The organism is Glycomyces algeriensis, assembly GCF_027622855.1.
GTDB lineage: Bacteria > Actinomycetota > Actinomycetes > Mycobacteriales > Micromonosporaceae > Glycomyces > Glycomyces algeriensis.
This window is the reverse complement of sequence record NZ_JAPZVR010000011.1, coordinates 100098-126262: the sequence shown is the minus strand read 5'-3', so window position 1 is coordinate 126262 and position 26165 is coordinate 100098. Positions and strand designations below refer to the sequence as shown.

At 69.9% G+C, this 26165-nt stretch carries 23 protein-coding genes; 10 read left to right on the top strand and 13 right to left on the bottom strand.

Annotated features, from left to right (window positions below):
* Positions 1-23: 23 nt before the first annotated feature.
* The 5 genes from O2L52_RS18980 to O2L52_RS18960 all read right to left on the bottom strand — a co-directional run bounded on the left by O2L52_RS18980 (position 24) and on the right by O2L52_RS18960 (position 7095).
* On the bottom strand, positions 24-929 hold the full coding sequence (locus O2L52_RS18980) for an NADP-dependent oxidoreductase (RefSeq protein WP_270117450.1): 906 nt from the start codon (positions 927-929) through the stop codon (positions 24-26).
* A gap of 178 nt (positions 930-1107) precedes the next feature.
* Positions 1108-2973, bottom strand: coding sequence for an ABC transporter ATP-binding protein (locus tag O2L52_RS18975; RefSeq protein WP_270117452.1), 1866 nt, complete (start codon positions 2971-2973; stop codon positions 1108-1110).
* Positions 2974-2975: 2 nt separating this feature from the next.
* On the bottom strand, positions 2976-4799 hold the full coding sequence (locus O2L52_RS18970; protein ID WP_270117449.1) for an ABC transporter ATP-binding protein: 1824 nt from the start codon (positions 4797-4799) through the stop codon (positions 2976-2978).
* A gap of 122 nt (positions 4800-4921) precedes the next feature.
* A complete protein-coding gene (locus O2L52_RS18965) occupies positions 4922-5680 on the bottom strand; it encodes a tyrosine-protein phosphatase (RefSeq protein WP_270117448.1) in 759 nt (252 codons plus the stop codon).
* Positions 5681-5877: 197 nt separating this feature from the next.
* Positions 5878-7095 (bottom strand): DUF349 domain-containing protein, encoded by a 1218-nt coding sequence (locus O2L52_RS18960; RefSeq protein ID WP_270117447.1) that lies wholly within the window; start codon positions 7093-7095, stop codon positions 5878-5880.
* Between the two features lie 114 nt (positions 7096-7209).
* On the opposite strand from O2L52_RS18960, the gene miaA reads away from it, so the two are divergent.
* Positions 7210-8166, top strand: coding sequence for a tRNA (adenosine(37)-N6)-dimethylallyltransferase MiaA (gene miaA / locus O2L52_RS18955; RefSeq protein ID WP_373897027.1), 957 nt, complete (start codon positions 7210-7212; stop codon positions 8164-8166).
* 52 nt (positions 8167-8218) lie between these two features.
* Here the strand turns inward: miaA and O2L52_RS18950 are convergent, their stop codons facing one another.
* The 5 genes from O2L52_RS18950 to nadA form a co-directional block, all read right to left on the bottom strand.
* Positions 8219-9214: an aldo/keto reductase family protein gene (locus tag O2L52_RS18950; protein WP_270117445.1), complete on the bottom strand. Its 996-nt coding sequence runs from the start codon at positions 9212-9214 to the stop codon at positions 8219-8221.
* 72 nt (positions 9215-9286) lie between these two features.
* Complete coding sequence (locus O2L52_RS18945) at positions 9287-10366, bottom strand: WG repeat-containing protein (RefSeq protein ID WP_270117444.1); 1080 nt, start codon at positions 10364-10366, stop codon at positions 9287-9289.
* Between the two features lie 173 nt (positions 10367-10539).
* A complete protein-coding gene (locus O2L52_RS18940; protein ID WP_270117443.1) occupies positions 10540-11196 on the bottom strand; it encodes a DUF3043 domain-containing protein in 657 nt (218 codons plus the stop codon).
* Positions 11197-11381: 185 nt separating this feature from the next.
* Positions 11382-12722 carry a UDP-N-acetylglucosamine 1-carboxyvinyltransferase gene (gene murA / locus O2L52_RS18935; RefSeq protein ID WP_344471317.1) on the bottom strand — a complete coding sequence of 447 codons (1341 nt, stop codon included), beginning with the start codon at positions 12720-12722 and terminating at the stop codon, positions 11382-11384.
* Between the two features lie 304 nt (positions 12723-13026).
* Positions 13027-14193, bottom strand: a complete 1167-nt coding sequence (nadA, locus tag O2L52_RS18930; protein WP_270117440.1) for a quinolinate synthase NadA — start codon at positions 14191-14193, stop codon at positions 13027-13029.
* 138 nt (positions 14194-14331) lie between these two features.
* On the opposite strand from nadA, the gene O2L52_RS18925 reads away from it, so the two are divergent.
* The 8 genes from O2L52_RS18925 (at position 14332) to O2L52_RS18890 (ending at position 22959) form a co-directional block, all read left to right on the top strand.
* Positions 14332-15435 carry a glycerate kinase family protein gene (locus O2L52_RS18925; protein WP_270117438.1) on the top strand — a complete coding sequence of 368 codons (1104 nt, stop codon included), beginning with the start codon at positions 14332-14334 and terminating at the stop codon, positions 15433-15435.
* 217 nt (positions 15436-15652) lie between these two features.
* Positions 15653-15967 (top strand): iron-sulfur cluster insertion protein ErpA, encoded by a 315-nt coding sequence (gene erpA, locus O2L52_RS18920; RefSeq protein ID WP_309299886.1) that lies wholly within the window; start codon positions 15653-15655, stop codon positions 15965-15967.
* Between the two features lie 182 nt (positions 15968-16149).
* Positions 16150-16854 carry a PfkB family carbohydrate kinase gene (locus O2L52_RS18915; RefSeq protein ID WP_270117436.1) on the top strand — a complete coding sequence of 235 codons (705 nt, stop codon included), beginning with the start codon at positions 16150-16152 and terminating at the stop codon, positions 16852-16854.
* Positions 16855-17126: 272 nt separating this feature from the next.
* On the top strand, positions 17127-18791 hold the full coding sequence (locus tag O2L52_RS18910; protein ID WP_270117434.1) for a peptide ABC transporter substrate-binding protein: 1665 nt from the start codon (positions 17127-17129) through the stop codon (positions 18789-18791).
* A 146-nt stretch (positions 18792-18937) separates the two neighbouring features.
* Positions 18938-19945, top strand: coding sequence for an ABC transporter permease (locus O2L52_RS18905; RefSeq protein WP_270117433.1), 1008 nt, complete (start codon positions 18938-18940; stop codon positions 19943-19945).
* Complete coding sequence (locus O2L52_RS18900) at positions 19938-20885, top strand: ABC transporter permease (protein ID WP_270117431.1); 948 nt, start codon at positions 19938-19940, stop codon at positions 20883-20885. The genes O2L52_RS18905 and O2L52_RS18900 overlap by 8 nt, the downstream gene beginning before the upstream one ends.
* A gap of 3 nt (positions 20886-20888) precedes the next feature.
* Positions 20889-21929 (top strand): ABC transporter ATP-binding protein, encoded by a 1041-nt coding sequence (locus tag O2L52_RS18895; RefSeq protein ID WP_270117429.1) that lies wholly within the window; start codon positions 20889-20891, stop codon positions 21927-21929.
* Positions 21919-22959 carry an ABC transporter ATP-binding protein gene (locus tag O2L52_RS18890; protein ID WP_270117427.1) on the top strand — a complete coding sequence of 347 codons (1041 nt, stop codon included), beginning with the start codon at positions 21919-21921 and terminating at the stop codon, positions 22957-22959. Before O2L52_RS18895 ends, O2L52_RS18890 begins: the two co-directional genes overlap by 11 nt.
* Positions 22960-23005: 46 nt before the next feature.
* Here O2L52_RS18890 and O2L52_RS18885 read toward each other — a convergent pair whose 3' ends face one another.
* Together O2L52_RS18885 and O2L52_RS18880 are read right to left on the bottom strand one after the other, a co-directional pair.
* Positions 23006-24247 carry a hypothetical protein gene (locus tag O2L52_RS18885; RefSeq protein WP_270117425.1) on the bottom strand — a complete coding sequence of 414 codons (1242 nt, stop codon included), beginning with the start codon at positions 24245-24247 and terminating at the stop codon, positions 23006-23008.
* Between the two features lie 72 nt (positions 24248-24319).
* A complete protein-coding gene (locus O2L52_RS18880; protein ID WP_270117424.1) occupies positions 24320-24790 on the bottom strand; it encodes a GNAT family N-acetyltransferase in 471 nt (156 codons plus the stop codon).
* A 76-nt stretch (positions 24791-24866) separates the two neighbouring features.
* Between O2L52_RS18880 and O2L52_RS18875 the strand changes: the two genes are divergently transcribed.
* On the top strand, positions 24867-25454 hold the full coding sequence (locus O2L52_RS18875) for a TetR/AcrR family transcriptional regulator (protein WP_309299885.1): 588 nt from the start codon (positions 24867-24869) through the stop codon (positions 25452-25454).
* Here O2L52_RS18875 and O2L52_RS18870 read toward each other — a convergent pair.
* Positions 25439-26035, bottom strand: coding sequence for a DUF4291 domain-containing protein (locus tag O2L52_RS18870; protein WP_270117423.1), 597 nt, complete (start codon positions 26033-26035; stop codon positions 25439-25441). The two genes, O2L52_RS18875 and O2L52_RS18870, sit on opposite strands and share 16 nt — an antisense overlap.
* Positions 26036-26165: the final 130 nt, after the last annotated feature.

The window sequence follows — 26165 nt, the reverse complement described above, 5'->3', positions numbered from 1 at the left end:
CCCCCCCCCTATTCCCCGCGCCGCTAGTTCGCGGCGACGTTCAGGATGAGCTTGCCCGCCGCGTGGCCCGTCTGGCTCGCGTCCTGCGCCTTGGCGGCGTCCGCGAGTTCGTGGACCGAGTCGATGCGCAGGTCGAACTTGCCGGCCTCGAAGAGCGCGGTCGCCTCGCCCAGCGCGTGGAACGCACTCGCCGCCACGGTCACCTGGGCCTCCGGCACCGAGCCGGAGAAGTCGGCGATCGTGACGACCTGCTTCGGGTCGCCGGTGATCGCGGCCAGCTGGGGCAGCGAACCGGCACCGGCGGCGTCGATCGCGCCGTGGACCCCTGCGGGAGCCAGCGCGGCCACCCGCTCGGCCAGGCCTTCGCCGTACACCGCGGGCTGCGCGCCGATCGAACGCAGGTACTCGTGGTTGCCCTCGCTCGCGGTGCCGATCACCTTGAGGCCCTTGGCGACCGCGAACTGCACCGCGGCGCTGCCCACGGACCCGGCCGCGCCGTCGATCAGCACGGTCTGCCCCGCGGAGAGTCCGAGCAGCTCCAGCGAGCGCACGGCGGTCTCCGCGGCGGTAGGCAGTGCCGCCGCCAGTTCCCAGCTCATCGACGCGGGCTTGGGCGTGAAGTGGTCCACCACGGTGTACTCGGCCTGCGACGTCGGCCCGTACCCGATGACCTCGTCACCGACCTCGACGCCAGTGACGCCCTCGCCGACCTCGTCGACCACGCCCGCCGAGTCCCAGCCCGGAATACCGGGGAAGGCCACCGGGAAGAGCTCCTGGAGGTACCCGGCCCGGACCTTCCAGTCGATCGGGTTGACGGCCGCGGTGCGGACCTTGATGCGGATCTGGCCCGGGCCCGCGTGCGGCTCGGGCACCTCGGTCACCACGAGCACATCGGAGGATCCGTATTCGGAGAAGGTGAGAGCGAACATGGCGTACCTGGCTTTCTACTTGCGGGCCAAGGCGCTCCGAGGCTCGCGGGGGTTCCACTGCTACTGCGGGTCCAACCCCTCGCCGCGCCCCGGTCATTCCGGTCCGCCGCCGTTCGTGATCATCGACGCTCTTCTCTGCACGGGGAATAGCCCGGGCGGGACCGGCCCGCCCGGGCGCTCACACGAGGCTGTCTTCCCACTGGCGGTGCAGGGTGGCGTACTCGCCGCCGTGGTCGATGAGCTCGTTCGGGTGGCCGTCCTCGATGATGCGGCCGTGCTCGAGCACGAGCACGCGGTCCGCGATCTCCACTGTGGACAGCCGGTGGGCGATGATGATCGCCGTCCGGTCGGCCAGGATCGTGCGCAGTGCGCGCTGCACCAGCCGCTCCGACGGGATGTCGAGCGAGGAGGTCGCCTCGTCCAGGATCAGCACCCGCGGGTCCGCGAGGAACGCCCGCGCGAACACCACGAGCTGCCGCTGGCCCGCCGAGAGCCGCCCGCCGCGCTTGCGCACGTGCGTGTCGTACCCCTCCGGCAGCGCCTCGATGAACTCGTGCGCGCCCACGACCTTGGCCGCCTCGATGATCCGCTCCCGGTCCGATCCGGGCTTGCCCAGCTCGATGTTCTCGGCGATCGTGCCGTTGAACAGGAAGTTCTCCTGCGTGATCATCACGATGTGCTCGCGCAGCTCCCGCTCGCTCAGGTCGCGCAGGTCCACGCCGTCGAGCGAGACCGTGCCGCCCTTCGGGTCGTAGAAGCGGCTCACGAGCTTCGCGATCGTCGTCTTGCCCGCGCCCGTGGACCCCAAGAGCGCCGTCGTCTGGCCGCCCGGGATGCGCAGGTCCAGGCCCGGCAGCACCACCTGGTCCTCCCGGTACTGGAACCGCACGCCGTCGAAGCGGAGCTCGCCGCGGGGCGCCTCGATCGAGCGCGGCTCCTCGGGCTCGCCCACTTCCACTTCCTCGTCGAGCACCCCGGAGATCTTCTCGAGCGCCGAGGTCGCCGACTGCAGCACGTTGTAGAACTGCACCAGCTCGTTCAGCGGGTCGAAGAACCGCTTCATGTACAGCAGGAACGCGGCCAGCACACCGACCTCGGTGTTGCCCTGCATGACCTGCCAGCCGCCGAACACCAGCACCACCACGGTGGCGAGGTGCCCGATGCCGCGCATGCCGCCGGACATGAACGCGTTCTGCTGGTGGCCCCTGGCCTGCGCGAACCGGTTGTCGGTGTTGAGCCCGTCGAACAGCTCCCGGTCGCGCTCCTCGCGCCGGTACGCCTGCACCGCGCGCACCCCGCCCATCGACTCCACGAAGTAGACGATGAGGAGCGCCACGGTCTCGCGCGCCCGCCGGTACGCCAGCGTCGACACCCGGTTGAACCAGCGGCCCAGCAGGATCATCAGCGGGAACGTGAGCAGCGTGACCGCCGCCAGCCGCGGGTCGATCACCAGCATGACCACGGTGATCGTGATGACGTTGAGCCCGGCCAGCACCAGGTCGTCCACGCCGTTCTCGGTCATCTCCCGGATCGACTCCATGTCGGAGCTCTGCCGGGCCGTCACCCGGCCCGACGTGAACCGCTCGTGGAACGACACCGACAAGTCCTGGAACTTGCGGAACACCCTGTTGCGCAGCGCGAACAGCATCGCGTTGCCGACCCTCGCCGACTGCGCGATGTACAGCCGCACGCACACGTACTTGAGGACCGAGACGACCGCGAACGCGACCGCGATGCCGATCAGCACCGAGTAGTCGCCCCGCTCGCGGATCGCCGGGATCGCATTGTCGATCCCGAACATGACCAGCAGCGGCGTGGCCATGCTCGTGAAGTTCTGCACCAGCAGGATCGCGCACAGGAACCCGATCGCCTTCTTGTGCGGTCGGATCATCGAGCCCAGGAGCCGCCGCGACTGGCTCCGCAGCTCCTTGATTGACGCCGCGTCGTCCACCTCGGCGCTCGTGCGGTCGGCCTCGGCCGACTCGGCCTGGCCGCGCCAGGACACGTGCTTGTCGGCGGGCTTCTCAGCGGGATTGTCGGTCATCGTCACGCCGCCATCTCCTCGGACTCCGCCGAGAGCACGCTCACGTACTCAGGGCTCTGGGCCATCAGCTCGGAGTGCTTCCCGAAGGCCGCGATCCGGCCTTCGTGCAGGAGCGCCACCCGGTCGGCGAGCGCCACCGTCGACGGCCGGTGCACCACGACGAGCGCGGTCGTCTCGCGCAGCACCTGCGCGAGCGCCTTCTCCACGAGCTCCTCGGTGTGCACGTCGAGCGCTGAGAGCGGGTCGTCGAGCACCAGCACCGCCGGCTTCACGACGACGGCGCGGGCGAGCGCGAGGCGCTGGCGTTGGCCGCCGGAGAGCGAGAGCCCCTGCTCGCCGATGCGGGTGTCGAGCCCGTACGGCAGGTCGTGGACGAACTCGGCCTGCGCGACCCGCAGGGCCTCCTGGAGGTCGGCCTCGTCGGCGTCGGGGCGCCCGAGGGCCAGGTTCTCGCGGACGCTCATCGAGAACAGCGTGGCCTCTTCGAACGCGGTGGTCACGACCGAGCGGAGGTTCGCGAGCTGCAGGTCGCGGATGTCGGTGCCGTCCAGGAGGATGCGGCCGCCGGTCGGGTCGTTGAGGCGCGAGGGCAGCGACACGAGGGTCGACTTGCCCGAGCCGGTGCGGCCCGCGATCGCGACGGTCTCGCCGGGCTTGACCCGCAGGTCGACGCCGCGCAGGATGTCGCGCGAGTCGTCCTCGTAGCCGAAGCGCACGTCCTCGAAGACGAGTTCGCCGCGCACCGCACTGCGGTCGATCGCCTTCGCGCCGGGCCGGTCCTTGATGGCCGGCTCGGTGTCGAACACTTCGTAGACGCGGTCGGCGGCGGTCATGGCCTCGTTGCCGTGGGCCATGACCCAGCCGGAGGCCTCGATCGGCCACAGCAGCGCGAGCTGCAGCATGACGAACGCGGTCAGGTCGCCCACGGTCATGCGCCCTTCGGCGACCATGACGGAGCCGAACACCAGGACCGCGCCTACGGCGGCCGTGGCGATCGCGTCGTACCCCGACCAGGAGCGGGACGCGATGAGGCTCTTGCGGATGCCCCGGTCGCGCAGCTCGGCGGCCTCCTTCTCGAAGCGCGCGGCCATGAGCGGGCCGCGCCCGAGCGCCTTGATCGCCCGGATGCCGAGCGCGGACTCCTCCGCGGCGCTGGAGACCTCCCCGGACTGGTCCTGCTCGGACCTGGCCGCGGGCAGGTAGCCCCGGAAGAACTTGCGGCCGATGAGGAACAGCGGCACGGCCGAGGCCGCGACGATGAGGGCCAGGCGCCATTCGATGAACAGCAGCTGGCCCAGGATGATGAGGATCATGCCGATCGAGGTGATCGCGAAGACCAGGCCGCCGGCGAAGAACCGCCGGATCATGCCGAGGTCGGAGGTGACGCGGGCGAGGAGCTGCCCGGTCTGCCAGCGGTCGTGGAAGCCGGTGTGGAGCCGCTGGAGGTGCTCGTAGAGCCCGGCCCGCATGTCCGCCTCGATCGCCATCGCGGTCGTGGTCTGCATGTAGCGCCGGGAGAGCTGGAGGATCGCGTCGGCGGCCCCCAGGACGGCGATGACGCCGACGATGACCCACAGCCCGTGCATGTCCCGCTCGGCGATCGGACCGTCGATGGCCTTGCCGACCAGCGGGGGAATGGCCAGGCCGGAGGCGATGTTCAGGAGGACCATCGTCCACAGCAGCGCCAGCCGGTACCGGTAGGGGTACAGGTACTTCTTGATGCGCCACAGGTTCGACAGGGCGGATTTCCGCTCCGGCGCCGAACGCTGCGGCTCGAGATCGTCTGTTTCGGACAGTTCTGGAGTTTTCAACCGCTCTGAGCCCACCGAACCACCGTACGAGCAGGGTACGACACAGGGCAAACGATTTTCCACCTGCCGACCGGTAAGTAGCCGGCCGGTGCGTAGTCGACCAGCGGGCGGTCCGGTGGGCGCACTAGCGGTCGCGGCTATTCGAGCAGCAGGTCGCGCAGCGCGTCCGCGCCCTTGAACCCGGTCGATTCGGCGTACTGCTCCATGGAGCCGAAGCGGGCGTTGATCTCGTCGATCGTCTGGAGCATCGCCTCGATCGGGACGTCCAGGCCGCCTTCGACCTCGGGCCTGCCGAGGTGCCGGTCCCGCCACGCGCGCCAGCGCGCCGAGCCGTGGCGGGTGAGCGCGTAGTCCGCGGCGATGTCCTCGTCGCTCACGCCGAGGATCGAGAGCAGCACGGCCGCGACGATCCCGGTGCGGTCCTTCCCGGCCATGCAGTGGAAGACCACGGGCTCGCCGGCCGCGATGACCTCGAGCGAGTCGCGCACGGACAGGTACCCGGACTCCATCATCCCGGTGTAGCGGTGCCGCAGGAACCGGATCACGTCGGCCTCGTCGGAGAGCCCGTTCGCCCGCAGGCCGATGTGCTCCCACTTGATGTGGAGCATCTCGAAGTGGTGGAACTCGACGCCGTCGACCTCCGGGAACCGCCCGGACTCCTCCCATTCCTCGGCCCTGCGCAGGTCGATCACGTGCTGCACGCCGAGGCGGTTCACGACATTGTCGATGTCGGCCTCGGTCGCCTGCCCGAAGTTGTCGGAGCGGAAGACCTGCCCGGTCTTCACCTTCTTGCCGCCCAGGCCGGTCCAGCCGCCGACGTCGCGGAGGTTGAACACGTTCTGGGTCGGGACGAACTGCGGGGGGAGCGTCTCCAGGGGGTCGTTCTCGAGAACCATGAGCGTCTGCCTTCCTTGGGGTGCGCGGCGGGAAGCGGCCTCGGGCAAAGCGAACGGCGTGAACCGGATCGGTCCACGCCGTCGTAGCCCTGTCCCATTATCCCGATCGGTCCGCGAACGCGCTCATGCGTTCCCGCGAACCCCGGCCCAACGGCAGGTTTCGCTTACTTGGCACCCTCAGCGAGCTGAAGGCTGTGCTATTGGGTTCCTTCAGCGAGCTGAAGGAACTGCTTCTTGCTCGCCAGGTCGGCTTCGGCCTTCTTGATGCGGCCGGCGTTCCCGTCGGCCTTGGCGCGCTCGAGCTTCTCCTCGGCCTCGGCGACCTGCTGGCGCATCTGGAGCAGCAGCGGGTTCTTCTCGACCGGGACCTTGCGCCAGGCGGTGTCCAGCGCGTCGCGGAGCTTGTCCTCGACGTTGCGCAGGCGCCGCTGCAGCTTGGCCTGGTTCTTGCGGGGGACCGCGCCGATGTCGTGCCAGCCGGCCTGCAGCTCGCGGAACGCGTTCTGCGCCCCCTTCGGGTCCTTCTCGATGTCGAGCGCCTCGGCCTGCTTCAGGAGTTCCTCCTTCGCGGCCTGGTTGGCGTCGAGCTCCGCGTCGCGGGCCGAGAAGACCTCGGAGCGGGCGTTGAAGAACACGTCCTGCGCGGCCCGGAACCGCTTCCAGGCCTTCTGCTCGGCGTCGGGCGCCAGTCGCCCGGCGTCCTTCCACTCGGCCATGAGGCCCTTGAGCGCGTCGGCGGTCGGTCCCCAGTCGGTCGAGGTCGACAGCGCCTCGGCGCGGGCGATCAGCTCTTCCTTCTTGGTCCCGATCACCTTGCGCTCGGCGTCGAGCTGCGAGAAGTACGCGCCGCGGTGGCGCGTGAACGTGTCGCGGGCCGAAGAGAACCGGCGCCACAGCTTCTGGTCGGTCTTCCGGTCGACCCCGTGGATCGCCTTCCACTCCTCGATGATCTCCGAGAAGCGGGCGCCCGAGGCCTTCCAGTGGCTGTCCTTCGCTGCGAGCTCCTCCGCCTCGGCCACGAGGGCCTCCTTGGCGGCGACCGCTTCGGCGCGCTCGGCGTCCTTCGCGGCCTTGAACTCGCCGAGCTTGTCCTCGGCGTGCTTCGAGAGGCCGTCGAGGCGGGTGGCGAGGGCGTCGACGTCCCCGACCACGGCCGCGGACTCGAGGCCCTCCCGCAGCTTGCGCAGCTGCGAGGCGGCCTGCTCGACGTCGGCGGACTCCGAGTTCAGGCGGGCGGCGATGAGATCGACTTCGACCACGAGGTCGGCGTACTTGCGCGCGAAGTGCGCGAGGCCCTCCTCGGTGGAGCCGGCCTGCCACGAGCCGACCGCGCGCTCGCCGGAGGAGGTTTTCACGTAGACCGTGCCGTCGGCGTCAACGCGGCCGAAGCTGGTCCAGTCTCCGAGGTCACTCATCGCGGTAATCTCAAATCCTTCACACGAACTTAGGGACGTATTTCCCGTACCTTACGGTGGTTGACGGGTAGCCGCCAGTCGGGTGGTGCCGCACGAACCGAAGGGGTCGTTCAGTTGGGCTCTGCATCGCACGCTGGCAGCCTCCCCACCCTACAGCCGCCGGTGATCGCCGTCGTAGGCCCCACCGCAGCGGGCAAGACCGCGCTGTCGGTCGCGCTGGCCGAGGCGCTGGGCGGCGAGGTGGTGAACGCCGACTCGATGCAGCTCTACCGGGGCATGGACATCGGCACCGCGAAGATCACCGAGGCGGAGAAACGCGGTGTGCCCCATCATGTCTTCGACGTCCTCGATGTCACCGAACCGGCCGATGTGGCCAGTTACCAGCGGCTCGCCCGCGAGGCGATAGCGGACATCCGCGCCCGCGGGAAACGCCCGGTCCTCGTCGGCGGCTCCGGCCTGTACGTGCAGGCCGCGCTCGACGAGATGGAGTTCCCCGGCACCGACCCCGTGATCCGGGCCCGGCTCGAGGCCGAACTGGAGCGGGAGGGCTCCGCCGCGCTCTGGGAGCGGCTGAAGGGCCTCGACGCCGCCGCCGCCGCCGCGATCCTGCCTTCGAACGGCCGCCGGGTCGTGCGCGCCCTCGAAGTCGTGGAACTCACGGGTTCCTTCACTGCGAGCCTGCCCGAACCCAAGGCCCATATCGAGGCGGTGCGCATCGGCGTCGACCTCGACACGCCGGCCCTCGACGCGCGCATCGAGCAGCGCGTCCAGCGCATGTGGGACGCCGGTCTCCTCGACGAGGTCCGCGCCCTCGAGCAGCAGGGCCTGCGCGAAGGCCGCACCGCGTCCCGCGCCCTCGGCTACCAGCAGGTCCTCGCGCATTTCGCGGGGGAGTACGACGAGGCGGAGGCCTTCCGCCTCACCGCCCAGGGCACGCGCCGCTTCGTGCGCCGCCAGCGCTCCTGGTTCAAAAGGGACGGCCGCATCGAATGGTTCGATGCGGCCGATCCGGAACTCGTCGCCCGGGCGCTCGCGTTCGCGGCGTCCGCCCGGCACGAGCAGATCCAATAGGATATATCCTATAGGGTTCGGGCAAATCCTAAAGGATACATCCTATGCGGTTCTAGGCGCGCGGGTTCGGCGCCGTGGTCTCCTTCGGGTCGGTCACGGCGACCGGCGCGAGGAGATCGTTGATCTGGGCGTAGACCTCTTCAGGGAGCTTCACGCCGACGGCCTTGACGTTCTCGACGACCTGCTCGGGGCGGGTGGCGCCGATGATCGCGGCCGAGACGTTCGTGTTCTGCAGCACCCACGCCAGGCTCAGCTGCGCGATGGAGAGGCCCTGCGCCTCGGCGATCGGGCCGAGCTGCTGGACCCGCTCGAGCACATCGTCGTTGAGCCACTGCTCCACGAACCGGCCGAACTTCGGGTCCGCGCCGCGCGAGCCCGCGGGGGCGTCCTGGCCCGGCTTGTACTTGCCGGTGAGGATGCCCTGCGCCAGCGGCGACCAGACGATCTGGCCGATGCCCAGCTCCTCGGAGGCCGGCACGACCTCGGCCTCGATGACCCGCCACAGGGCCGAGTACTGCGGCTGGCTCGACACGAGCTGGATCTTCAGCTCCTTGGCGAGCTCGGCGCCGGCGCGGATCTGGTCGGCCGTCCACTCGGAGACGCCGATGTAGTGGGCCTTGCCGGAGCGCACCACGTCGGCGAACGCCTGCATGGTCTCCTCGAGCGGCGTCTCGACGTCCCAGCGGTGGGCCTGGTACAGCTCCACGCGGTCGGTCTGCAGGCGGCGCAGCGAGTTGTCGATGGACTCCTTGATGTGCTTGGCCGAGAGCCCCCGGTCGTTCTTGCCCGGGCCCATCGGCCAGTACACCTTGGTGAAGATCTCCAGGCCGTCGCGGCGCTGGCCCTTCAGCGCGCGGCCGAGGACCTCCTCAGCGGCGCCCTGGGCGTAGACGTCGGCGGTGTCGAACGTGGTGATGCCCGCATCGAGGGCGGCGTTCACGCACGCGACGGCGGCGTCCTCTTCCACCTGGCCGCCGTGGGTGATCCAGTTGCCGTAGACGAGCTCGGAAATGACGAGGCCTGAGCGGCCGAGATGACGAAACTCCATGCCAAGAGATTACCTGCCGCACGGCTAGCGTCAACGACTCAGGCGTCACACGCAGGTGTACGGGCGGTGGGCTCAGAGCGGCCCGTCGTCGATCGAGACCGCCGCGTCGAGCGTCCTGAGCGCCTCGGCCCGGTCGACCCGCAGCGGCACGATCTCGTTGCCGTCCAGGCCCAGCGCGCCCCACGAGTACCCGTCGGAGGCGAGGAACCCGGAGGGGTGCACCTCGACGCGCTGGTAGCGCGGCGGCACGACCACGCGCCCGGTCTTGTGCACCACGAGCACGCGCCCGCGCTGGGAGGCGACGGCGACGCCGTTCACGAACCCGGTCACCGTGCGCCCGTCGGCGGTGGGGGTCTCCATGGAGCTGTAGAGCATGGGGACGACGACGGTGCCGGTGCGGTCGATCGCGCCCCAGTCGGCCTGGCAGACGGCGGCCACGCCGCCGCGGAAGTCCCCGGCCTGGCTGAACGCGGCCTGCACGACGGGCCGCCCGTCGACGCCGAGGTATCCGAAGCGGCCGGTCTGCGGGTCCTGGAACCGGTCGGGCGCGGGGTGCCCGGCGCGTTCGGGCCAGCCGCGCGGCGGCGGCCCGAACCCGGCCTTCGCGGCGTGCTCCTCGATGAGCGAGAGCGCGGTCTCCACGATCTGCATGACGAACCCGTGCGGGTTCTGCTCGGAGGCGCGCTGCACGTGGATGAGGGATTCGGTGATGCGGCCCTGCGCGATGCACGAGAGCCCGGCGTAGGCCCGCACGGCGCCGGTGAGGGTTCGCGGCAGCTCGCCGGCCTCGGCGAGCGCGAACAGCTGGTCGGCCTCCTCGTAGCGGCCGCGCACGCGCAGCACCTGCGCCAGCCGGGCCCGCGCGGGGGCCAGGAGCAGGTCGGCGCCCACGGCCTCGGCGTACTTGACGGCCGCCGCGGCGTCCACCTCGGCCCCGTCGAAGTCGCCGAGCACCCGCAGGATGACGGCGCGCACGCCGAGCAGGCGGGACTGGTCGGCCTCGGCCGCGGCGCGGGCGAGGCGCTTGGTGGCCTCCTCGCGGATCTGCTGGAGGGCAACGGTGTCGGCGATCGCGTGCCGCATGGTGGCGCGATCGAGTGGGCCGAGGGCGCGGAACAGCCCCGCCCGCAAGTCCGCCGCGACATCCACCACGTTGACTACTTTCCGGGGTCAGAGAGGGCTACGACAGTTCGAGGGTAAGCCATGGGAGACCCGGGAACGACGGCAGAACGGTCCCGGGCCGGACCGGTGCAAAAAGGGCAGGTCCTCCACCTCCTCCACGACGCCTGCGGGTCGTGAATTCGTGGAGAGCGGGCCGTCCCGCCTTACTTGACGACCTTGCCGAGGTCGTCTTCCTTCGCCTTGTAGCTCATGCGCGGGCGCGGGCTGCGCATCGAGCGGGGCATGATGCTCCGCTGGATCGCGTACCAGTACAGGCCGCCCTTGCGCTGCGCGGTCTTCGGGAAGCGCGCGAACACGATCCGCTTCACGCGGCGCGCGAGCAGCACGGACTCGATCACGATGACGGCCGTCAGCGCGATGAGCGCGATGAACAGGTAGCTCTGGAGCTGCACGGAGCCGGAGGTCGAGAGGATCAGGATGCCGAACGCGCCGAACATGTAGTACTGGCCCACGGACCAGCGGGAGTCGACGATGTCGCGCACGAGGAGCTTCTCGGCGCCGCGGTCGCGCGGCAGGTGGTACTTGTCGAAGAGCGGGTCGCCCTTCCACTGGCCTTCGGCGATGCGGCCGCGCTCGGCGCGGATGTCGTCCTTGGCCTGCTTCTTCTGCTCCTTGGTGAGCGGGCCGGCCTTCTTCAGGGCCTCCCGCTTCTCCTTCGCGGTGAGCGGGGGGTTGACCGGAGGGCGCGCCTTGGACTGGTTGGGCCGCTTGGGAGTGGCCTTCCCCTTCTTGTCGGTGGCGGAAGCCGGTTGGGTCTCCTTGGGAGCAGGTGTTGCCGCCTGCACGGACTTCTTCGCCACGGACTTAAGGCCTTCCTCGACTCGCTGCGGGATGCTGCCCCCCAAGCATACCTACGCGGTTTCGGACCGCTCCCGCTCAGTTGCGGGTGGCGACGCGGCTCTCGGGCCCGGATGGTCCGGGCGCGCACGGGTCGCAGGCGGTGCCGCCGCTGCTCGCGGCGGCCCGCCTGCGTCACCGGTGTGCTTCAGCGGCGGTTGGCGAGCGTGGAGGTCGGCCGCTCGATCTTCGCGCCGAGGCCGAGGAGCTTCGCCTCGAAGTTCTCGTAGCCGCGCGTGATGTAGCGGTCGACGCCGTAGACGCGCGAGGTGCCCTCGGCCGCCATGGCGGCGATCAGGTGGCTGAACCCGGCGCGCAGGTCGGGGATCTGGAGGTCGGCGGCGTGCAGCTTCGAGGGCCCGGCGATGACGGCCGAGTGCAGGAAGTTGCGCCGGCCCCAGCGGCACGGCGTGCCGCCCAGGCAGTCGGAGTACAGCTCGATGTTGGCGCCCATGCGGCGCAGCTCGGAGGTGTAGCCGAAGCGGTTCTCGTACACGGTCTCGTGCATGATCGACAGGCCGTCGGCCTGGGTCAGCGCCACGACGATCGGCTGCTGCCAGTCGGTCATGAGCCCGGGGTGCACGTCGGTCTCGAGCGCGACCGGCTTCAGCGCCGTGCCCGGGTGCCAGAAGCGGATGCCGCCCTCGTTGGGGTCGTCGTTCACCTCGTAGGCGCCGCCGATGGAGCGGAACACGTTGAGGAACGTCATCATGTCGGTCTGCTGGGCGCCGCGCACGAACACGCTGCCCTGGGTGGCCAGCGCCGCAGAGGCCCACGACGCGGCCTCGATGCGGTCGGGCAGGGCACGGTGCGAGTAGCCCTTGAGCTCGTCGACGCCCACGATCTCGATGACGCGGTTGGTGTGGACCTTGATGATCGCGCCCATCTTCTGCAGGATGCAGATGAGGTCGATGATCTCCGGTTCGATGGCGGCGTTGCGCAGCTCGGTGGTGCCCTTGGCCATCACGGCGGTGAGCAGCACCTGCTCGGTCGCGCCCACCGACGGGAACTCGAGCTCGTAGCGGATGCCGTGGAGGCCGTTGGGGGCCGAGAGGTGGGTGCCGTCGGCGTCCTTGTCGACGACCGCGCCGAACTTGCGGAGCGCGTCGAGGTGGAAGTCGATGGGGCGGCCGCCGATGTTGCATCCGCCGAGGTCGGGGATGAAGGCGCGGCCGAGGCGGTGCAGGAGGGGCCCGCACAGGAGGATCGGGATGCGGCTGGTCCCGGCGTGGACGTTGATCTCCTCGACGCCGGCGGACTCGACCGAGGTGGGGTCCATGTAGAGCGTGTCGCCGTCGAGTTCGACGTCGACGCCGTGGACGCGGAGCAGCCCGGTCACGACTTCGACGTCGCGGATGGCGGGCACCGAGCGCAGCACCGAAGGCGACGTGCCCAGGAGGGCGGCGACCATCGCCTTCGAGACGAGGTTCTTCGCCCCGCGGACGTGCACCTCGCCTTCCAGCGGCGTGCCGCCGTGGATGATCAGCATGTCTTCTGCGGGGGTGGCGTCGGTGCTGCTCAAGAGGTCTCCTCGGTGGGTGGAGTTCTGGGACTGAGGCCGGGAACCGGGGGCGGCATCGCCAGGTCTGCGTGGACCTGTCGAGACCACTCGGCGGACCAACGATAACGGAACAGCCACGGGAAAAACGCCCAGGTAGCGGCATAACCCACGGTGATCATGCGCACCTGGATCCGAACGGGCGAACCTGCTCTGGAACGCCTGCGCGGGCCGCCGCGCGCCCCCTAGGGACACGCCGCGACCCGCGTCGGCGGTTGCATGATCACTGCCCGTTCTATGGCAGCGCGAGCATCCGGTCGAGCGCTTCGCGGGCGTACCCGGCGGTCGCGGGGTCGACGGTGATGGTGTTCGGCACCCGCCCGGCCACCAGCTCCTCCAGCGCCCACACGAGGTGGGGCAGGTCGATCCGGTTCATGGTCGAGCAGTAGCAGACCGTCTTGTCCAGGAACGAGATCTTCTTGTCCGGGAACTGGTTCGCCAAGCGCCGCACCAGGTTCAGCTCGGTGCCGATGGCCCAGGACGAGCCGGGCTCGGCCGCTTCGAGGGCCTTGATGATGTACTCGGTCGAGCCCACGTAGTCGGCGGCCTGGACGACCTCGTGCTTGCACTCGGGGTGGACGAGGATGTTGACCTCGGGGTCGATGCGGCGCATCTCCTCCACGGTCTCGAGCGTGAAGCGCCCGTGGACCGAGCAGTGGCCCTTCCACAGGATGATCTTGGCGTTCCGCAGCTCCTCGTCGGTGAGGCCGCCGTTGGGCTTGTGCGGGTTGTAGAGCACGCAGTCGTCGAGCGAGTAGCCCATCTCGCGGACCATCGTGTTGCGGCCCAGGTGCTGGTCGGGCAGGAACAGGACCTTCTCGCCCTGCTCGTAGGCCCACCGCAGCGCCCGCTCGGCGTTCGAGGAGGTGCACACGATGCCGCCCTCGCGGCCGACGAAGCCCTTGATCGCGGCGGTCGAGTTCATGTAGGTGACCGGGACGGTGGTCTCGGCGATGCCGATGCGCTGGAGGTCCTCCCAGCACTGCTCGACCTGCGAGGCGGTGGCCATGTCGGCCATGGAGCAGCCGGCGGCGAGGTCGGGCAGGATGACCTGCTGGTGGTCGCCGGTGAGGATGTCGGCGCTCTCGGCCATGAAGTGCACGCCGCAGAAGAGGATGTACTCGGCGTCGGGCCGCGCGGCGGCCTGCTGCGCGAGCTTGAACGAGTCGCCGGTGACGTCGGCGAACTGGATCACCTCGTCGCGCTGGTAGTGGTGGCCCAGGATGAAGACGTTGCCGCCGAGCGCCTCCTTGGCGGCGCGGGCGCGCTCGACCAGGTCGGGGTCGGAGGGCGCGGGCAGTTCACCGGGGCAGTCGACGCCGCGCTCGGAGCCGGAGTCGGTGCCGCGTCCCAGGAGCAGGAGCGCGGTCTGAGTGGAAGCAGGTTCGTTGAAGCCCGTCATGGCGGCAATGTTAGACCTTTTCGCGCCCTCGCCGGACTCCTCGAATCCGCCATGCGGACAAGCGGTCCACAGGGTGGGCCCTCCCCCCGCTCGGCAAGCGGTTACACCCAGCTTCCGGGCATCCACTAGGCTCACGGTGTGCGCATCCTCATAGCTCCCGACAAGTTCGCCGGCACCATGAGCGCCGCCGAAGCCGCCGACGCCGTCGCCGCGGGCTGGCGCCGCGCCAGGCCCGGCGACACCATCGTCACGCTGCCGCTGGCCGACGGCGGGCCCGGCTTCGTCGACGTCCTCGCCCACGCCCTCCCCGAGGCGACCCTCCGCGACGTCGACACCTGCGACCCCCTCGGCCGCCCCGTCGTCGCCGACTACCTGCGCGACGGCGAGACCGCCTACATCGAGTCCGCAGAGGCGTGCGGCCTCCACCTCCTCGAACCCTCCGAACGCGACCCGCGGCGGACCACCTCCTACGGTCTCGGCATCGTCCTGGCCCATGCCATCGAGCAGGGCGCGAAACGCCTGGTCATCGGTCTCGGCGGCTCGGCCACCAACGACGCCGGCGCCGGGATGCTCACCGCCCTCGGCCTCACCCTCCTCGACTCCACGGGCGCCGCCCTGCCCTACGGCGGCGGCACCCTCTCGGCCTGCGCCGGCATCGAAGGCCACGCCCGCACCCGCGGCGTCGAGATCATCGCGGCCACCGACGTCGACTCCCCGCTCCTGGGTCCCCACGGCGCGACCTACATGTTCGGCCCGCAGAAGGGCGCCACCGGCAACGCCCTGCCGTTCCTCGAACTCTCCCTCTCGTCCTTCGCCGAACTCGCCGAACGCACCATCGGCCCGGTCGGCGCCTCCGAACTGCCCGGCGCCGGCGCCGCCGGGGGCCTGGGCTTCGCGTTCTTCCTGCTCGGCGGCCGCCGCGAGTCCGGCGCCCGCCTCACCTGCGACGCCGTCGGCCTCGACGCGAAGATCGCCGCAGCCGACCTCGTCATCACCGGGGAAGGCTCCTTCGACGCCCAGAGCCTGCGCGGCAAGCTCGCCGCCGAGGTCGCCTCGGGCGCGCGCGCCCACGGCAGGCCCTGCCTCGTCATGGCCGGCCGCTCCGACCTCGACTCGCACCCCGACCTCGCGGGCGTCCACTCGGTCACCGAACTCCTCGGCAGCCCCGAGGCCGCCATGGCCGAACCCGCAGCGGGACTCACTTCACTCGCCGAGAAGGTGGCGAAGGAATGGCAGGACTAGGTACGGTCGAGGACTGGTCACCAGTACACGTCACATCTCCAGGTATGTGACCTCCGGAATAACGACACACCCGATGCGGTTGGGTACTGTTGACCTGTCGAAGAGACCCGATCGACTTGGATCTCGCACACACACGAGGGAGTTGCCAGTGAGCGCCACCCAGCAGGCCGACACCGAGCAGGCGAACGACGCCAAGGACGCCACCAAGGTCGGCGTTGTGCTCACCGAAGCGGCCGCCACCAAGGTGAAAGCCCTGATCCAGCAGGAGGGCGAGGAAGGCCTGCGCCTGCGCGTGGAGGTCAGCCCCGGCGGCTGCTCCGGCCTGCGCTACGGCCTGTACTTCGACACCGACGTGCGCGACGGCGACACCGTCCAGGACTACGAGGGCTTCGGCGTCGTGGTCGACAAGATGAGCGTCCCCTACCTCATCGGCGCGAGCATCGACTTCGCCGACCGCATCGACGCCCAGGGCTTCACCATCGACAACCCGAACGCCCAAGGATCCTGCGCCTGCGGCGACTCGTTCCACTAAACGGATCGACGGGGATTTGCCTCCAGCCCGGTCGATCTCCGGATCGGCCGGGCTGAGCCATGCGCTAGGCTGGCGGCTCCCATAGGGCCCCATCGCCCGATCTGCACAGCGCGCAGCGCAGGCGCACACGCGCTTCCATTCATTCGCATCACCGCGTCCCCGACTGAACGAGGACAATCGCAGTGCCACTTGTCGTGCAAGGCATGAAGACCGCCGTCACCGGAGCGACCGCTGAAACGGTCGGCCACGGCATGAACCGACTCGGCCAGGCGCCGGTCGTGATCGACGGCGAAGAGCTCGACCTCATCGAGGTCATGGAGCGCGGCGGCACCCTCGGCCTCGTCCACATCGGACCCGGCGAGGCCAAGGCCATGCACGCCTACGCCGACCAGTGCCGCGACCTCGGCCTCGAGTTCAGCGCCGACCCCGGCGAACTCGCCGGCGACGAAGCCGTCGACTTCCTCACCGGCGCCAAGTTCCTCGTCACCAGCCAGGACCGGTACGAGCTGCTCCAGGCCACCACCGGACTGAGCGACGACGAGATCCTGGAGCGGGTGCGCGTCCGCGTGACCACGCTGGACCAGGACGGCGTCGAGATCGCCGGCCACGACATCGAACGCATCCGCGTGCCGTTCCCGCGCGCCCGCGAGATCATCGACCCCGCCGGCGCGGGCGACGCCTTCACCGCCGGCCTCCTGGCCGGACTGGGCTGGGGGATGGGCCTGCGCCGCTCCGCCGAGGTCGGCTCGCAGATGACCGCGCTGGCCCTCGAAACCGTGGGCCCGCAAGGCTATGCGGTGAACCCGGTCGAGTTCGTGCACCGCCTCGAGCAGTCCTACGGCCCGGCCGCCGCGGCCGAGGCCTCCGCGTACCTGCTGCCGGAGTGATCCAAAAGGGCCGAACGGCTCTGAGCGCCGACCGCCTCGCGGGACGGGTGATCGTCCGTCGCGAGGCGATCACAAGCGCCCCTTGGGCACTCATTGGAAACCTGCGTCTCACTAATTGGGATTCTGCAGGCAATACGGACGAAATGATTGCAGCCCAAGGTCTCTGACAACCGTCTGCACGGTAACGATTTCACAACGCACCCTATCTTTTAGATGTGTTGTGCGCCATGGTGTGAGTTATCCCACGACCCACTCACGCTCTGGAGACCCTCGTGAAACGAATCCGTACAGCGGCCGCCGTCCTTGCGGCGGCCGCTCTCGCACTGACCGCATGCACGGGCGACCCGAACGACGTAGGCGACGGCGGCGAGGCGGGCGGCGGCACCGTCGACATGCAGATCGGCGAGGTCCCCACCCTGGTGGTCAGCGACTGCGACGACTCGGAGTGCTACCGCATCCTCAAGAACGTCTACGACGGCCTCGTCTACTACGACAACGAGACCGGCGAGCCGGTCAACCTCGTGGCCGAGGAGATCACCACCACGGACAACCAGACGTGGACGATCACGATCAAGGAGGGCCTGACCTTCCAGAACGGCGAACCGGTCGACGCCGAGTCGTTCATCCGCTCGTGGAACCACACCGCATACGGCCCCAACGTGGCCGGGCTGAACTACTTCTTCGGCCGCTTCCAGGGCTACGACGAGATGAACCCCGCGCCGCTGCCCGAGGACCAGTGGGCCGACCCGGAGACGCCCGAGTTCCCCGAGCCCGCGGCCGACACCCTCTCCGGCCTCACCGCCGTCGACGACCTCACCATCGAGGTCAAGCTCGTCGAGCAGTTCAGCGGCTTCGCCACCATGCTCGGCTACGCGGCCTTCCTGCCGATGGCCGAGGAGTGCCTGGCCGACCTCGAGGCCTGCATGTGGAACCCGATCGGCAACGGCCCCTTCATGCTCGAGGAGCCGTACGTCGTGGAGTCCGGCGGCACCGCCGTCCGCTGGGAGGACTACGCCGGCGACATGCCGGCCGAGATCGACAGCGTCGTCTGGCACCCCTACATCGGTGAGACCGACTGCTGGAACGACTTCAAGACCGGCGACATCGACGTCTGCTCGCCCCGCGCGGCCGACTTCGAGACCGCGATGAGCGACCCCGAGCTCACCGAGCGGCTCATCACCCAGCCCGGCACCTCGTTCACCGCCCTCGGCTTCCCCCTGTGGATGGAGGAGTGGCAGGACGTCAACCTCCGCCGCGCCTTCTCCGCCGCGATCGACCGCGAGGCCGTGCTCACCGTCATCGGCGAAGGCCGCGGCGTCCCCGCCGACGGCTTCATCCCGGAGACGATCCTCGGCGGCGGCACCGGCGCCTGCGAGTACTGCAGCTACGACCCCGAGCTCGCCAACGACCTCCTCGAGCAGGCCGGAGGCTGGCCCGAGGGCGAGGTCTTCCAGCTCTGGTACAACGAGACCGCCGACAACCAGACCCTCTACCGGGCCGTCGGCGACTCCATCAAGGAGACCCTGGGCATCGAGTACGAACTGGTCCCGCTCGACTGGCCGGAGTTCCTGACCGCCCGCGACGAGCACACCGTCGAAGGCCCGTTCCGCTACCAGTGGGGCCCGGACTACAACCTCAACGAGAACTTCCTGACGCCGGTCTACGGCGGCGGCGAGGCCATGAACGTCTTCGGCTACGCCAGCCCCGAGTTCGACGCCGCGATCCTCGCCGCCGACCAGGCCGCGACCCTCGACGAGGCGATCCCGCTCTACGCCGAAGCCGAGGCGATCATCGCCGAGGCCATGCCGGCCGCCCCGATCATCTACTCGGCCGACAACGTGTTCTACAGCGAGGACGTCGACAACATCGTCCTCAACGCGATCTACCTCGGTCCCGGCGGCGACTGCGAACTCCGCGAGGTCACGGTCGTCCAGTAGCCGGCAGCGGCACCGCTACGGCGCCTGAGACGTGGGCGGAGCACCGCGCGACCTCCAGTCGCGGTGGTCCGCCCACCCCGCCGGCACCGTGCCACGCGCTATGCCGCCCGCTGCGCCGTCCAAATAAGGGAACGGGAACAACTCCAATGGGACGCTACGTCATTCGCCGCCTGCTGCAGGCGCTGCTGACACTGGGACTGGTGCTCTTCCTGATGCACTGGCTGATGGCACTCTCGGTGCAGGTCCGCGGCAATCCGGCCCGCCTCTTCTTCGGCGACCGCACGCCGAACGCCGCGGCGCTCGCACAGGTCGAAGCCATGTACAACCTCGACGACTCCTGCTACGACCGCATCGGCGACCCCTGCGTCATGCCGTTCGTCGAACGGCTGCAGGCCTATGCCGCGGGCGACTTCGGCACCACCCTCCGCGGCAACCGGGACGTCGGCGAGCTCCTCGCCATCTCCATCCCGAACACGCTGCGGCTCTTCGCCTTCTCGATCATCACCCTCGTCGTGCTCGCGATGGTCTTCGGCTCCTGGGCCGCCCGGCACCGCGGCCGCCTCCAGGACCACGCCGTGCGCGGCGGCACCATCCTCGTCGACTCCGTGCCCGTCTTCCTCATCATGCTGATCTACACCTCGCTCATCGCCGTGCCCCTGACCCGCTGGGTCCGCGGCATCTTCGGCGACGAAGCGGCGATAGGCCAGCTCTTCAGACCCACCTACGACGTCGACTACCCGTGGATGACGATCATCATCCCCGGCCTGCTCCTGGGCACCGCCGGACTCGCGAGCATGACCCGGCTGGTGCGGGCCAGCCAACTGGAGAACTACCACGCCGACTTCGTGCGCACCGCACACGCCAAGGGACTCAGCCGGAGCCGCGTGGCCCGCGTCCACATCGTGCGGAACTCGCTCATCCCCGTCGTGACCGCGATCGGCTACAACTTCGCGTTCATCCTCACCGGCGCCGTCGTCACCGAGGGCATCGTGCAGATCCCCGGCATGGGCCAGCTCCTGTGGAACGCGCTCCTCACCACCGAGGTCAGCATCGTGATCACCTCGTTCGTCATCATCGCCGTCGTCGTGCTCGCCGTGAACCTCCTCGTGGACCTCCTCTACGCCGTACTCGACCCGAGGATTCGCTATGCCTGACAGCGCCGAAACCCTCCCCGACACCGTGCCCGGCGTCCTCAAGACCGAGGACGCCCCGCAGGCCTCACTGTGGAAGGACGCGTTCCACCGCATGGTCCGCCGGGTCGACGTGCTCATCGCCGCCCTGCTCATCCTCGCTGCGGTCGCCATGGCGCTCTTCCCGACCCTGTTCACCGACGCCGACCCGCGCAGCTGCTCGGGCCGGCTCGCCAAGCAGCGCCCGGAGACCTGGTTCACCGGCGACCACCCGCTCGGCACCGACGCGTTCGGCTGCGACTTCGCCGCCAAACTCGTCTACGGCACCAGGCCGACCCTGCTCCTGGCCGTCACCGTCATCCTCATCAGCGTCCTCATCGGACTCGTCATGGGGATCCTCTCCGGCTACTACGGCGGCTGGACCGACGCGGTCATCTCGCGCGCCCTCGAGGTCTTCATGGTCGTGCCGTTCCTCCTCGGCGCGCTCCTCCTCCTGGCCCTCTTCCGGGGCCGCAGCAGCTCCGAGGACCTCATACCCTCGGTGGCCCCGGCGGCGCTGGCGCTCTCGGTGTTCGGCTGGATGGAGTTCGCCCGGTACGTGCGGGCGGCGACCATCGAGACCCGCAACCTCGACTACGTCGCCGCCGCGCGCTGCCTCGGCGCCAAGGACCGCCGGATCATGTTCCGCCACATCATGCCCAACGCGATCGTGCCCGTGACGGCCATCGTGCCGACCACCGTGGGCGGCATCATCGTCACCGAGTCCGTGCTCGCGGTCCTGGGCCTGGGCATCCGGCCGCCCGCGACGAGCTGGGGCATCCTCCTCGCCGAGGGCACCGGCTGGGCCGCCGGCGGGTACCTGTACCTGCTGGCCTGGCCGATGGCGTTCCTGCTCATCACCGTGTTCGCGTTCGCGACCTTCGGGGACGCCCTGCGCGACGCCCTCGACCCGAAACTGAGGTGAGCCATGACCAACATGCGCATCCGCGTCGTCGGCGACACGCTCCCCGGCGTCGACCCCAACCGGCCCCTGCTCGAAGTGGACGACCTGCACGTCGAGTTCCGCCTGCGCGGCGTCCGCATCCCGGCGGTGCGCGGCGCGAGCTTCAAACTCGAACTCGGCCGCACCCTCGCCATCGTCGGCGAATCCGGCTCCGGCAAATCCGTGACCAGCCAGGCCGTGATGGGCATCCTCGACACCCCGCCCGCGCGCATCACCCGCGGCGAGGTCAGGCTGCAAGGCGTCGACCTCCTGGCACTCGACGAGGAGACGCGCCGGAGCGTACGCGCCAACCACATCGCGATGGTCTTCCAGGACGCCCTCTCGGCCCTCAACCCGGTGTGGTCCGTCGGCTTCCAGATCGGCGAGCTGTTCCGCGTCCACCGCGGCCTCAGCCGCGCCGAGGCGAAGACCAGGGCGGTCGAGCTGCTCGACCTCGTCGGCATCCCCGACGCGAAGAACCGCGTCGGCCACTACCCGCACCAGTTCTCCGGCGGCATGCGCCAGCGCGTCATGATCGCGATGGCGCTCGCGCTCGACCCGGAGATCCTCATCGCCGACGAGCCGACCACGGCCCTCGACGTCACCGTGCAGGCCCAGATCATGCGGCTGCTCAAGGACATCCAGAACGACCGCAACATGGGGCTCATCCTCATCACCCACGACCTCGGGGTGGTCGCTGACGTCGCCGACGACGTCGCGGTCATGTACGCGGGGGAGGTGGTCGAGCGCGCCGGCATCCGCGACGCGTTCAAACGCCCCGCTCACCCGTACACGAAGGCGCTGCTGCGCGCGATCCCGCGCGTGGACACCATCGGGCAGGCGCTCGAGGTGATCCGCGGCCTGCCGCCGAACCCGGCGAGCCTGCCCAGCGGCTGCCCGTTCCATCCGCGCTGCTTCGCCGCCGAGGACCAGTGCGCCGAGGCGGTCCCGCCCTGGCTCGAACCCGCGTCCGGCCATGGCAGCCGCTGCCACTTCGCCGAGGAGGTCTACGCCGATGAACGCTGAACTCGGCCAAGCGAACACGAGCACCGAGCCGATCCTCGAGGCGACGGACCTGGTGAAGCACTTCCCGATCCAGAAGGGCATCGTCGTCAAGCGCACCGTGGGCCAGGTGCAGGCCGTCGACGGCGTCGACCTGCGGCTCTACCCGGGAAAGACCCTGGGCGTGGTCGGCGAGTCCGGCTGCGGCAAGTCCACGCTGGCGAAGCTCCTGGTCGGCCTCGAAGCGCCCACGTCCGGTTCGATCAAACTGCAGGGCAAGGAGATCGGCGACCTCTCCTCACGGCGCATGCGGCCGTTCCGACGGGACATCCAGCTGGTCTTCCAGGACCCGTACACCTCGCTCAACCCGCGGATGACCGTGGGCGACATCGTGGGCGAGCCGTTCGAGATCCACCCGGAGGTGATCCCGAAGCGGCAGCGCGCCAACGAGGTCAAGGACCTGCTCGACATGGTGGGCCTCAGCCCCGACCACGTCAACCGCTACCCGCACCAGTTCTCCGGCGGCCAGCGCCAGCGCATCGGCATCGCCCGCGCGCTGGCGCTGCGGCCGCAGGTGCTCGTCTGCGACGAGCCGGTGAGCGCCCTGGACGTGTCGATCCAGGGCCAGGTCATCAACCTGCTCGAGCGTTTGCAGGACGAGCTGGGGTTGGCGTACGTGTTCATCGCGCACGACCTGTCGGTGGTGCGCCACATCGCCGACGAGGTCGCGGTCATGTACCTCGGCAAGGTGGTCGAGCGCGGCACCGGCGCCGAGATCTACGACCATCCCCGGCATCCGTACACGCAGGCGCTCCTCTCGGCGGTCCCCGTCCCCGACCCGGACCTGCGCGGCCGGCGCGAGGAGATCATCCTCCAAGGGGACGTCCCGTCCCCGATCAACCCGCCGTCCGGCTGCCGCTTCCGCACCCGCTGCTGGAAGGCCACCGACCACTGCGCCGAGGAGGTCCCCACCCTCGCCACCGGCGACCAGGGCACCCACCCCACGGCCTGCTTCTACGCCGAGGAGAGGGACGTCACCCACGCCGTGAAGTAGCAAGGCCGCCGGGAAGCCAACGCTGCTTCCCGGCGACCGAACATGCTCAGGCTTGGAGGAGGTCCTGCGCGGTCTTCAGGGCTTCGCGGAGGTTGTCCTGGTAGGTGTAGAGGTCGGTCTCGATCGCCGCGTAGGCCGCCTGCTCGTCCGCGTCGGACGCCGCGATGAACGCCTCGCGGTACTCGACCTCGTCGGCGCATTCGGCGAAGGCGACGGCCATGTCGAGTTCGTGCGCCTTCTTGCCCTCGAAGTCGTCGGGGAGGTCGGCGGGCGGCTCCGGCATCGCGGTGGGCTCGTCGTAGCCCGGTCCGTCGAAGGGCTCGTAGTCCTCGCCCTGGTAGATCTTGCCGAAGTACTGGTTCACCGGCAGCCAAGATCCGTCCTGGAACTCCCATCCGCCGAAGCCGCGCTCGGTGATGCAGGTGAGGAACGCGTCGGTGACGTCCCGGGTCTCCGCGTCGATGAACGCCTGGTCAGTCGGGGGGACCGCGGGCTCCTCCAGGCGGTACTTCCAGGTGTAGATCGCCAGGCCCGGTTCGACCCCCTCCTCCATCTCCTCCTCGACGAGCTGCGGTTCGCCGTAGAGCGCCTCGATCGTCGCCAGTTCGCACCCGCCGGGCTTGGGCGGGATGATCTCCATCTCGCCTTCGATGGAGCCCTCGTCCTCGGCCGGCTCGATCTCGGAGCGGCGCTCGGCGAGCTCCTCCTCGGTGGCGTCCGGGTTCCGCAGCCTCCAGGCGCGGTCCTCGTACGCCATCTTCTCCTCGCCCATGAACGCCGTGTACCAGTCGATCTGCTCTTCGGCATCGAGCGCTTCGAACGCCGAGTTGTCCGGCGGCTGCTCCTCCTCGATCTCCGGCTCGTCGGGGAACTGGATCTCGTTGTACGCCGTGATCAGCTCCTCGTCCCCGCTCTCCCAGATCCACTGCCCGAAGCCCCACTCGGCGGCCGTGGCGGTCTCGGGGAGCCAGTTCTGGAAGCCGTAGTAGTCCTCCTGGGGTCCGGCCTCGTCGACGCCGATCACCATGACCTGGAACAGCGCCGCCTCGTCGTGCACCGAGAAGCCCTGGTTCTCGAGGCACACGCGGGTGATCTCCGGTTCGATCTCGTACAGCTCCTTGGCGAGCCGGTCGTTCTCATCGAGCAGCGCGACGAGGTCGACCTTCGCCTCCTCCGCGGGCGGCTCCTGCTCGGGCGCGTCCTCGGTGCAGGCGCTCAGGGCCGCGAGGGAGGTCAGCAGCGCGGCTGCGGCCGTGGCGCTCAACGGTGTGATGGGGGACCGTCGCATGGGGATTCCTCTCAGGTGGGTGTGAGGGATACGCGCCGCGCGGCGCCCAGGTTGCCTGCGTTCCGCGATTTTCTACGCGAGGGACTTGGCGTAGCAGACCGAGATGTCCCAGTCGGCGTAGTGGCCGAAGCGGGGGATCCGGTGGTAGCCCTCGCGCTCGTAGAAGCGGATCGCGTCGGGCTGGGCCACGCCGGTCTCGAGCTTCACGGTGGTCCAGCCATGTGCGCTGGCGGCGTCCTCCAGGGCGGCCAGGAGCGCCGCGGCCACGCCGGATCCGCGCGATTCGGGGACGACGTACATGCGCTTGACCTCGGCCGACGACTCGTCGAGTTCGCGGAGGGCGCCGCATCCGAGCGCCTCGCCGTCGGGCCCGAAGGCCATGAGGAACACCGAGACGTCCGCGGCGGACGGCAGCGGGCCGGGCTCGTGGTCGTCGCAGCCGTAGCGCTCGTCGAGTTCGGCGCGCTGGCTCGTGCGCAGGCCGACGCCCCGCGGGTCGTCCCAGTCGCGGGCTTCGATGATCCAGGCGGCGGTGGTCGGCATGGCGGGGTCCTTGTCGTCGAGTTCGTCGTAACGAATGTTACGGTAACACTTGTTACGACTATGAGGGGAGCGGGCCATCGCACGCAGGGCGGACCACGGCGAGCAGCAGGAGCGGATCTCGAAGGCGGTCTGGAGCATCCTGGCGGGCAAGGGGATCGAGCACCTGACGATCCGCGCCGTCGCCGCTGAGGCGGGGTGCACCACCGGCCTCGTCATGCACCGGTTCCCCGGCCGCAAGGCGCTGCTCGCCCACGCCCGGGACCTGCTGCACGCCCGCACGCGGGTGCGCGTCGAACGCCTCGAAGCCGAGGCCGCGACGCCCCGCGCCGCACTGCGCGCCGTCCTCGCCCAAGGCATGGCGCTCAACGAGGACTCGGCGCAGGAAGCACTGGTCTGGATGGGGTTCCTGGCCGCCTCAGTCGGCGACGATGACCTGATCGCCCTGCACCGCAAGAACAACCGCGCCTGGCGCGAACGCGTCGCCGCACTCGTGGCGGCCTCCGCCCCCGACTGGGCGCCCGAACGCGTCAACACCGCGGTCGTCGCCCTCGTCGGCGCCACCGAAGGCGCCGCCCAGCTCGCCTGCTTCGACCCCGAGACCTACAGCGCCGCAATCCAGGAGGCCATGCTCGACTCGCTCCTGGCGGCCTACGACCTGGACTGAGAGGCGCCCACCGCGGCGGCGAGATCGTCCTCGAGCGGGTACGGCCGCTCGACCGGCAGCAGGTGCCGCACCTGCTCGCCGCGTCCGACCGCCGCGCCGATGCGCACCGCGAGGTCCGTGACGTCCTCGATCGCCGTGATCCACTGCCCCGTATAGCGATCCACGGCCTCACCCGACATGCCGATCTGGATCGAGCGGTGCTCCAGCCGCTCCAGCGCGGGCCCGCGCTCCGGATCCCACTGGACCCGCACCGGCGCCGCCGCGAGCCGGGCCTTCCAGGCCTCCACGTCCTCGCCCTCGGCGGGGTAGCTCCCGCACGAATGCGCCAGCGCCCAGGCGAACCCCCCACGCGTGATCCGCACCGCGAGCACCCGCTCCTGGCCCGGCTTCGCCGCCCAGCCGCAGCGGTACATCATCCACAGGAACGACGGCTTGATCCACGTCATGCGCTCGCGCTTGAACGGCGCCACGAACGTCTGCGCCGCCAGCGCCGGCTCGGCGATCGCGGGGGAGTAGGCCTGGTAGACGGTGATCGTCTCGGCGTCGAAGACGGCGCGGATCTGGCGCGAGGGGGTCGGCATGGCCCGAATCCTGCCAGCGCCCGCCCTGGGCGGCAACCCGATTCGGGCCGCGGGGGGCGGGCCGCCGCCCGGGGGGGGGGGCGCGGGCGGGCGGGGGGGCGGGGGGGCCGCGCCCCCCCGGGGGCCCGCG

Excerpts from the sequence above, each read along its gene's own strand:
- O2L52_RS18980 (WP_270117450.1), bottom strand. The coding sequence starts at position 929 with ATGTTCGCTCTCACCTTCTCCGAATACGGATCCTCCGATGTGCTCGTG.
- O2L52_RS18975 (WP_270117452.1), bottom strand. The coding sequence starts at position 2,973 with ATGACCGACAATCCCGCTGAGAAGCCCGCCGACAAGCACGTGTCCTGG.
- O2L52_RS18965 (WP_270117448.1), bottom strand. The coding sequence starts at position 5,680 with ATGGTTCTCGAGAACGACCCCCTGGAGACGCTCCCCCCGCAGTTCGTC.
- O2L52_RS18960 (WP_270117447.1), bottom strand. The coding sequence starts at position 7,095 with ATGAGTGACCTCGGAGACTGGACCAGCTTCGGCCGCGTTGACGCCGAC.
- O2L52_RS18950 (WP_270117445.1), bottom strand. The coding sequence starts at position 9,214 with ATGGAGTTTCGTCATCTCGGCCGCTCAGGCCTCGTCATTTCCGAGCTC.
- murA (WP_344471317.1), bottom strand. The coding sequence starts at position 12,722 with ATGCTGATCATCCACGGCGGCACGCCGCTGGAAGGCGAGGTGCACGTC.
- nadA (WP_270117440.1), bottom strand. The coding sequence starts at position 14,193 with ATGACGGGCTTCAACGAACCTGCTTCCACTCAGACCGCGCTCCTGCTC.
- O2L52_RS18905 (WP_270117433.1), top strand. The coding sequence starts at position 18,938 with ATGGGACGCTACGTCATTCGCCGCCTGCTGCAGGCGCTGCTGACACTG.
- O2L52_RS18900 (WP_270117431.1), top strand. The coding sequence starts at position 19,938 with ATGCCTGACAGCGCCGAAACCCTCCCCGACACCGTGCCCGGCGTCCTC.
- O2L52_RS18895 (WP_270117429.1), top strand. The coding sequence starts at position 20,889 with ATGACCAACATGCGCATCCGCGTCGTCGGCGACACGCTCCCCGGCGTC.
- O2L52_RS18890 (WP_270117427.1), top strand. The coding sequence starts at position 21,919 with ATGAACGCTGAACTCGGCCAAGCGAACACGAGCACCGAGCCGATCCTC.
- O2L52_RS18885 (WP_270117425.1), bottom strand. The coding sequence starts at position 24,247 with ATGCGACGGTCCCCCATCACACCGTTGAGCGCCACGGCCGCAGCCGCG.
- O2L52_RS18880 (WP_270117424.1), bottom strand. The coding sequence starts at position 24,790 with ATGCCGACCACCGCCGCCTGGATCATCGAAGCCCGCGACTGGGACGAC.
- O2L52_RS18870 (WP_270117423.1), bottom strand. The coding sequence starts at position 26,035 with ATGCCGACCCCCTCGCGCCAGATCCGCGCCGTCTTCGACGCCGAGACG.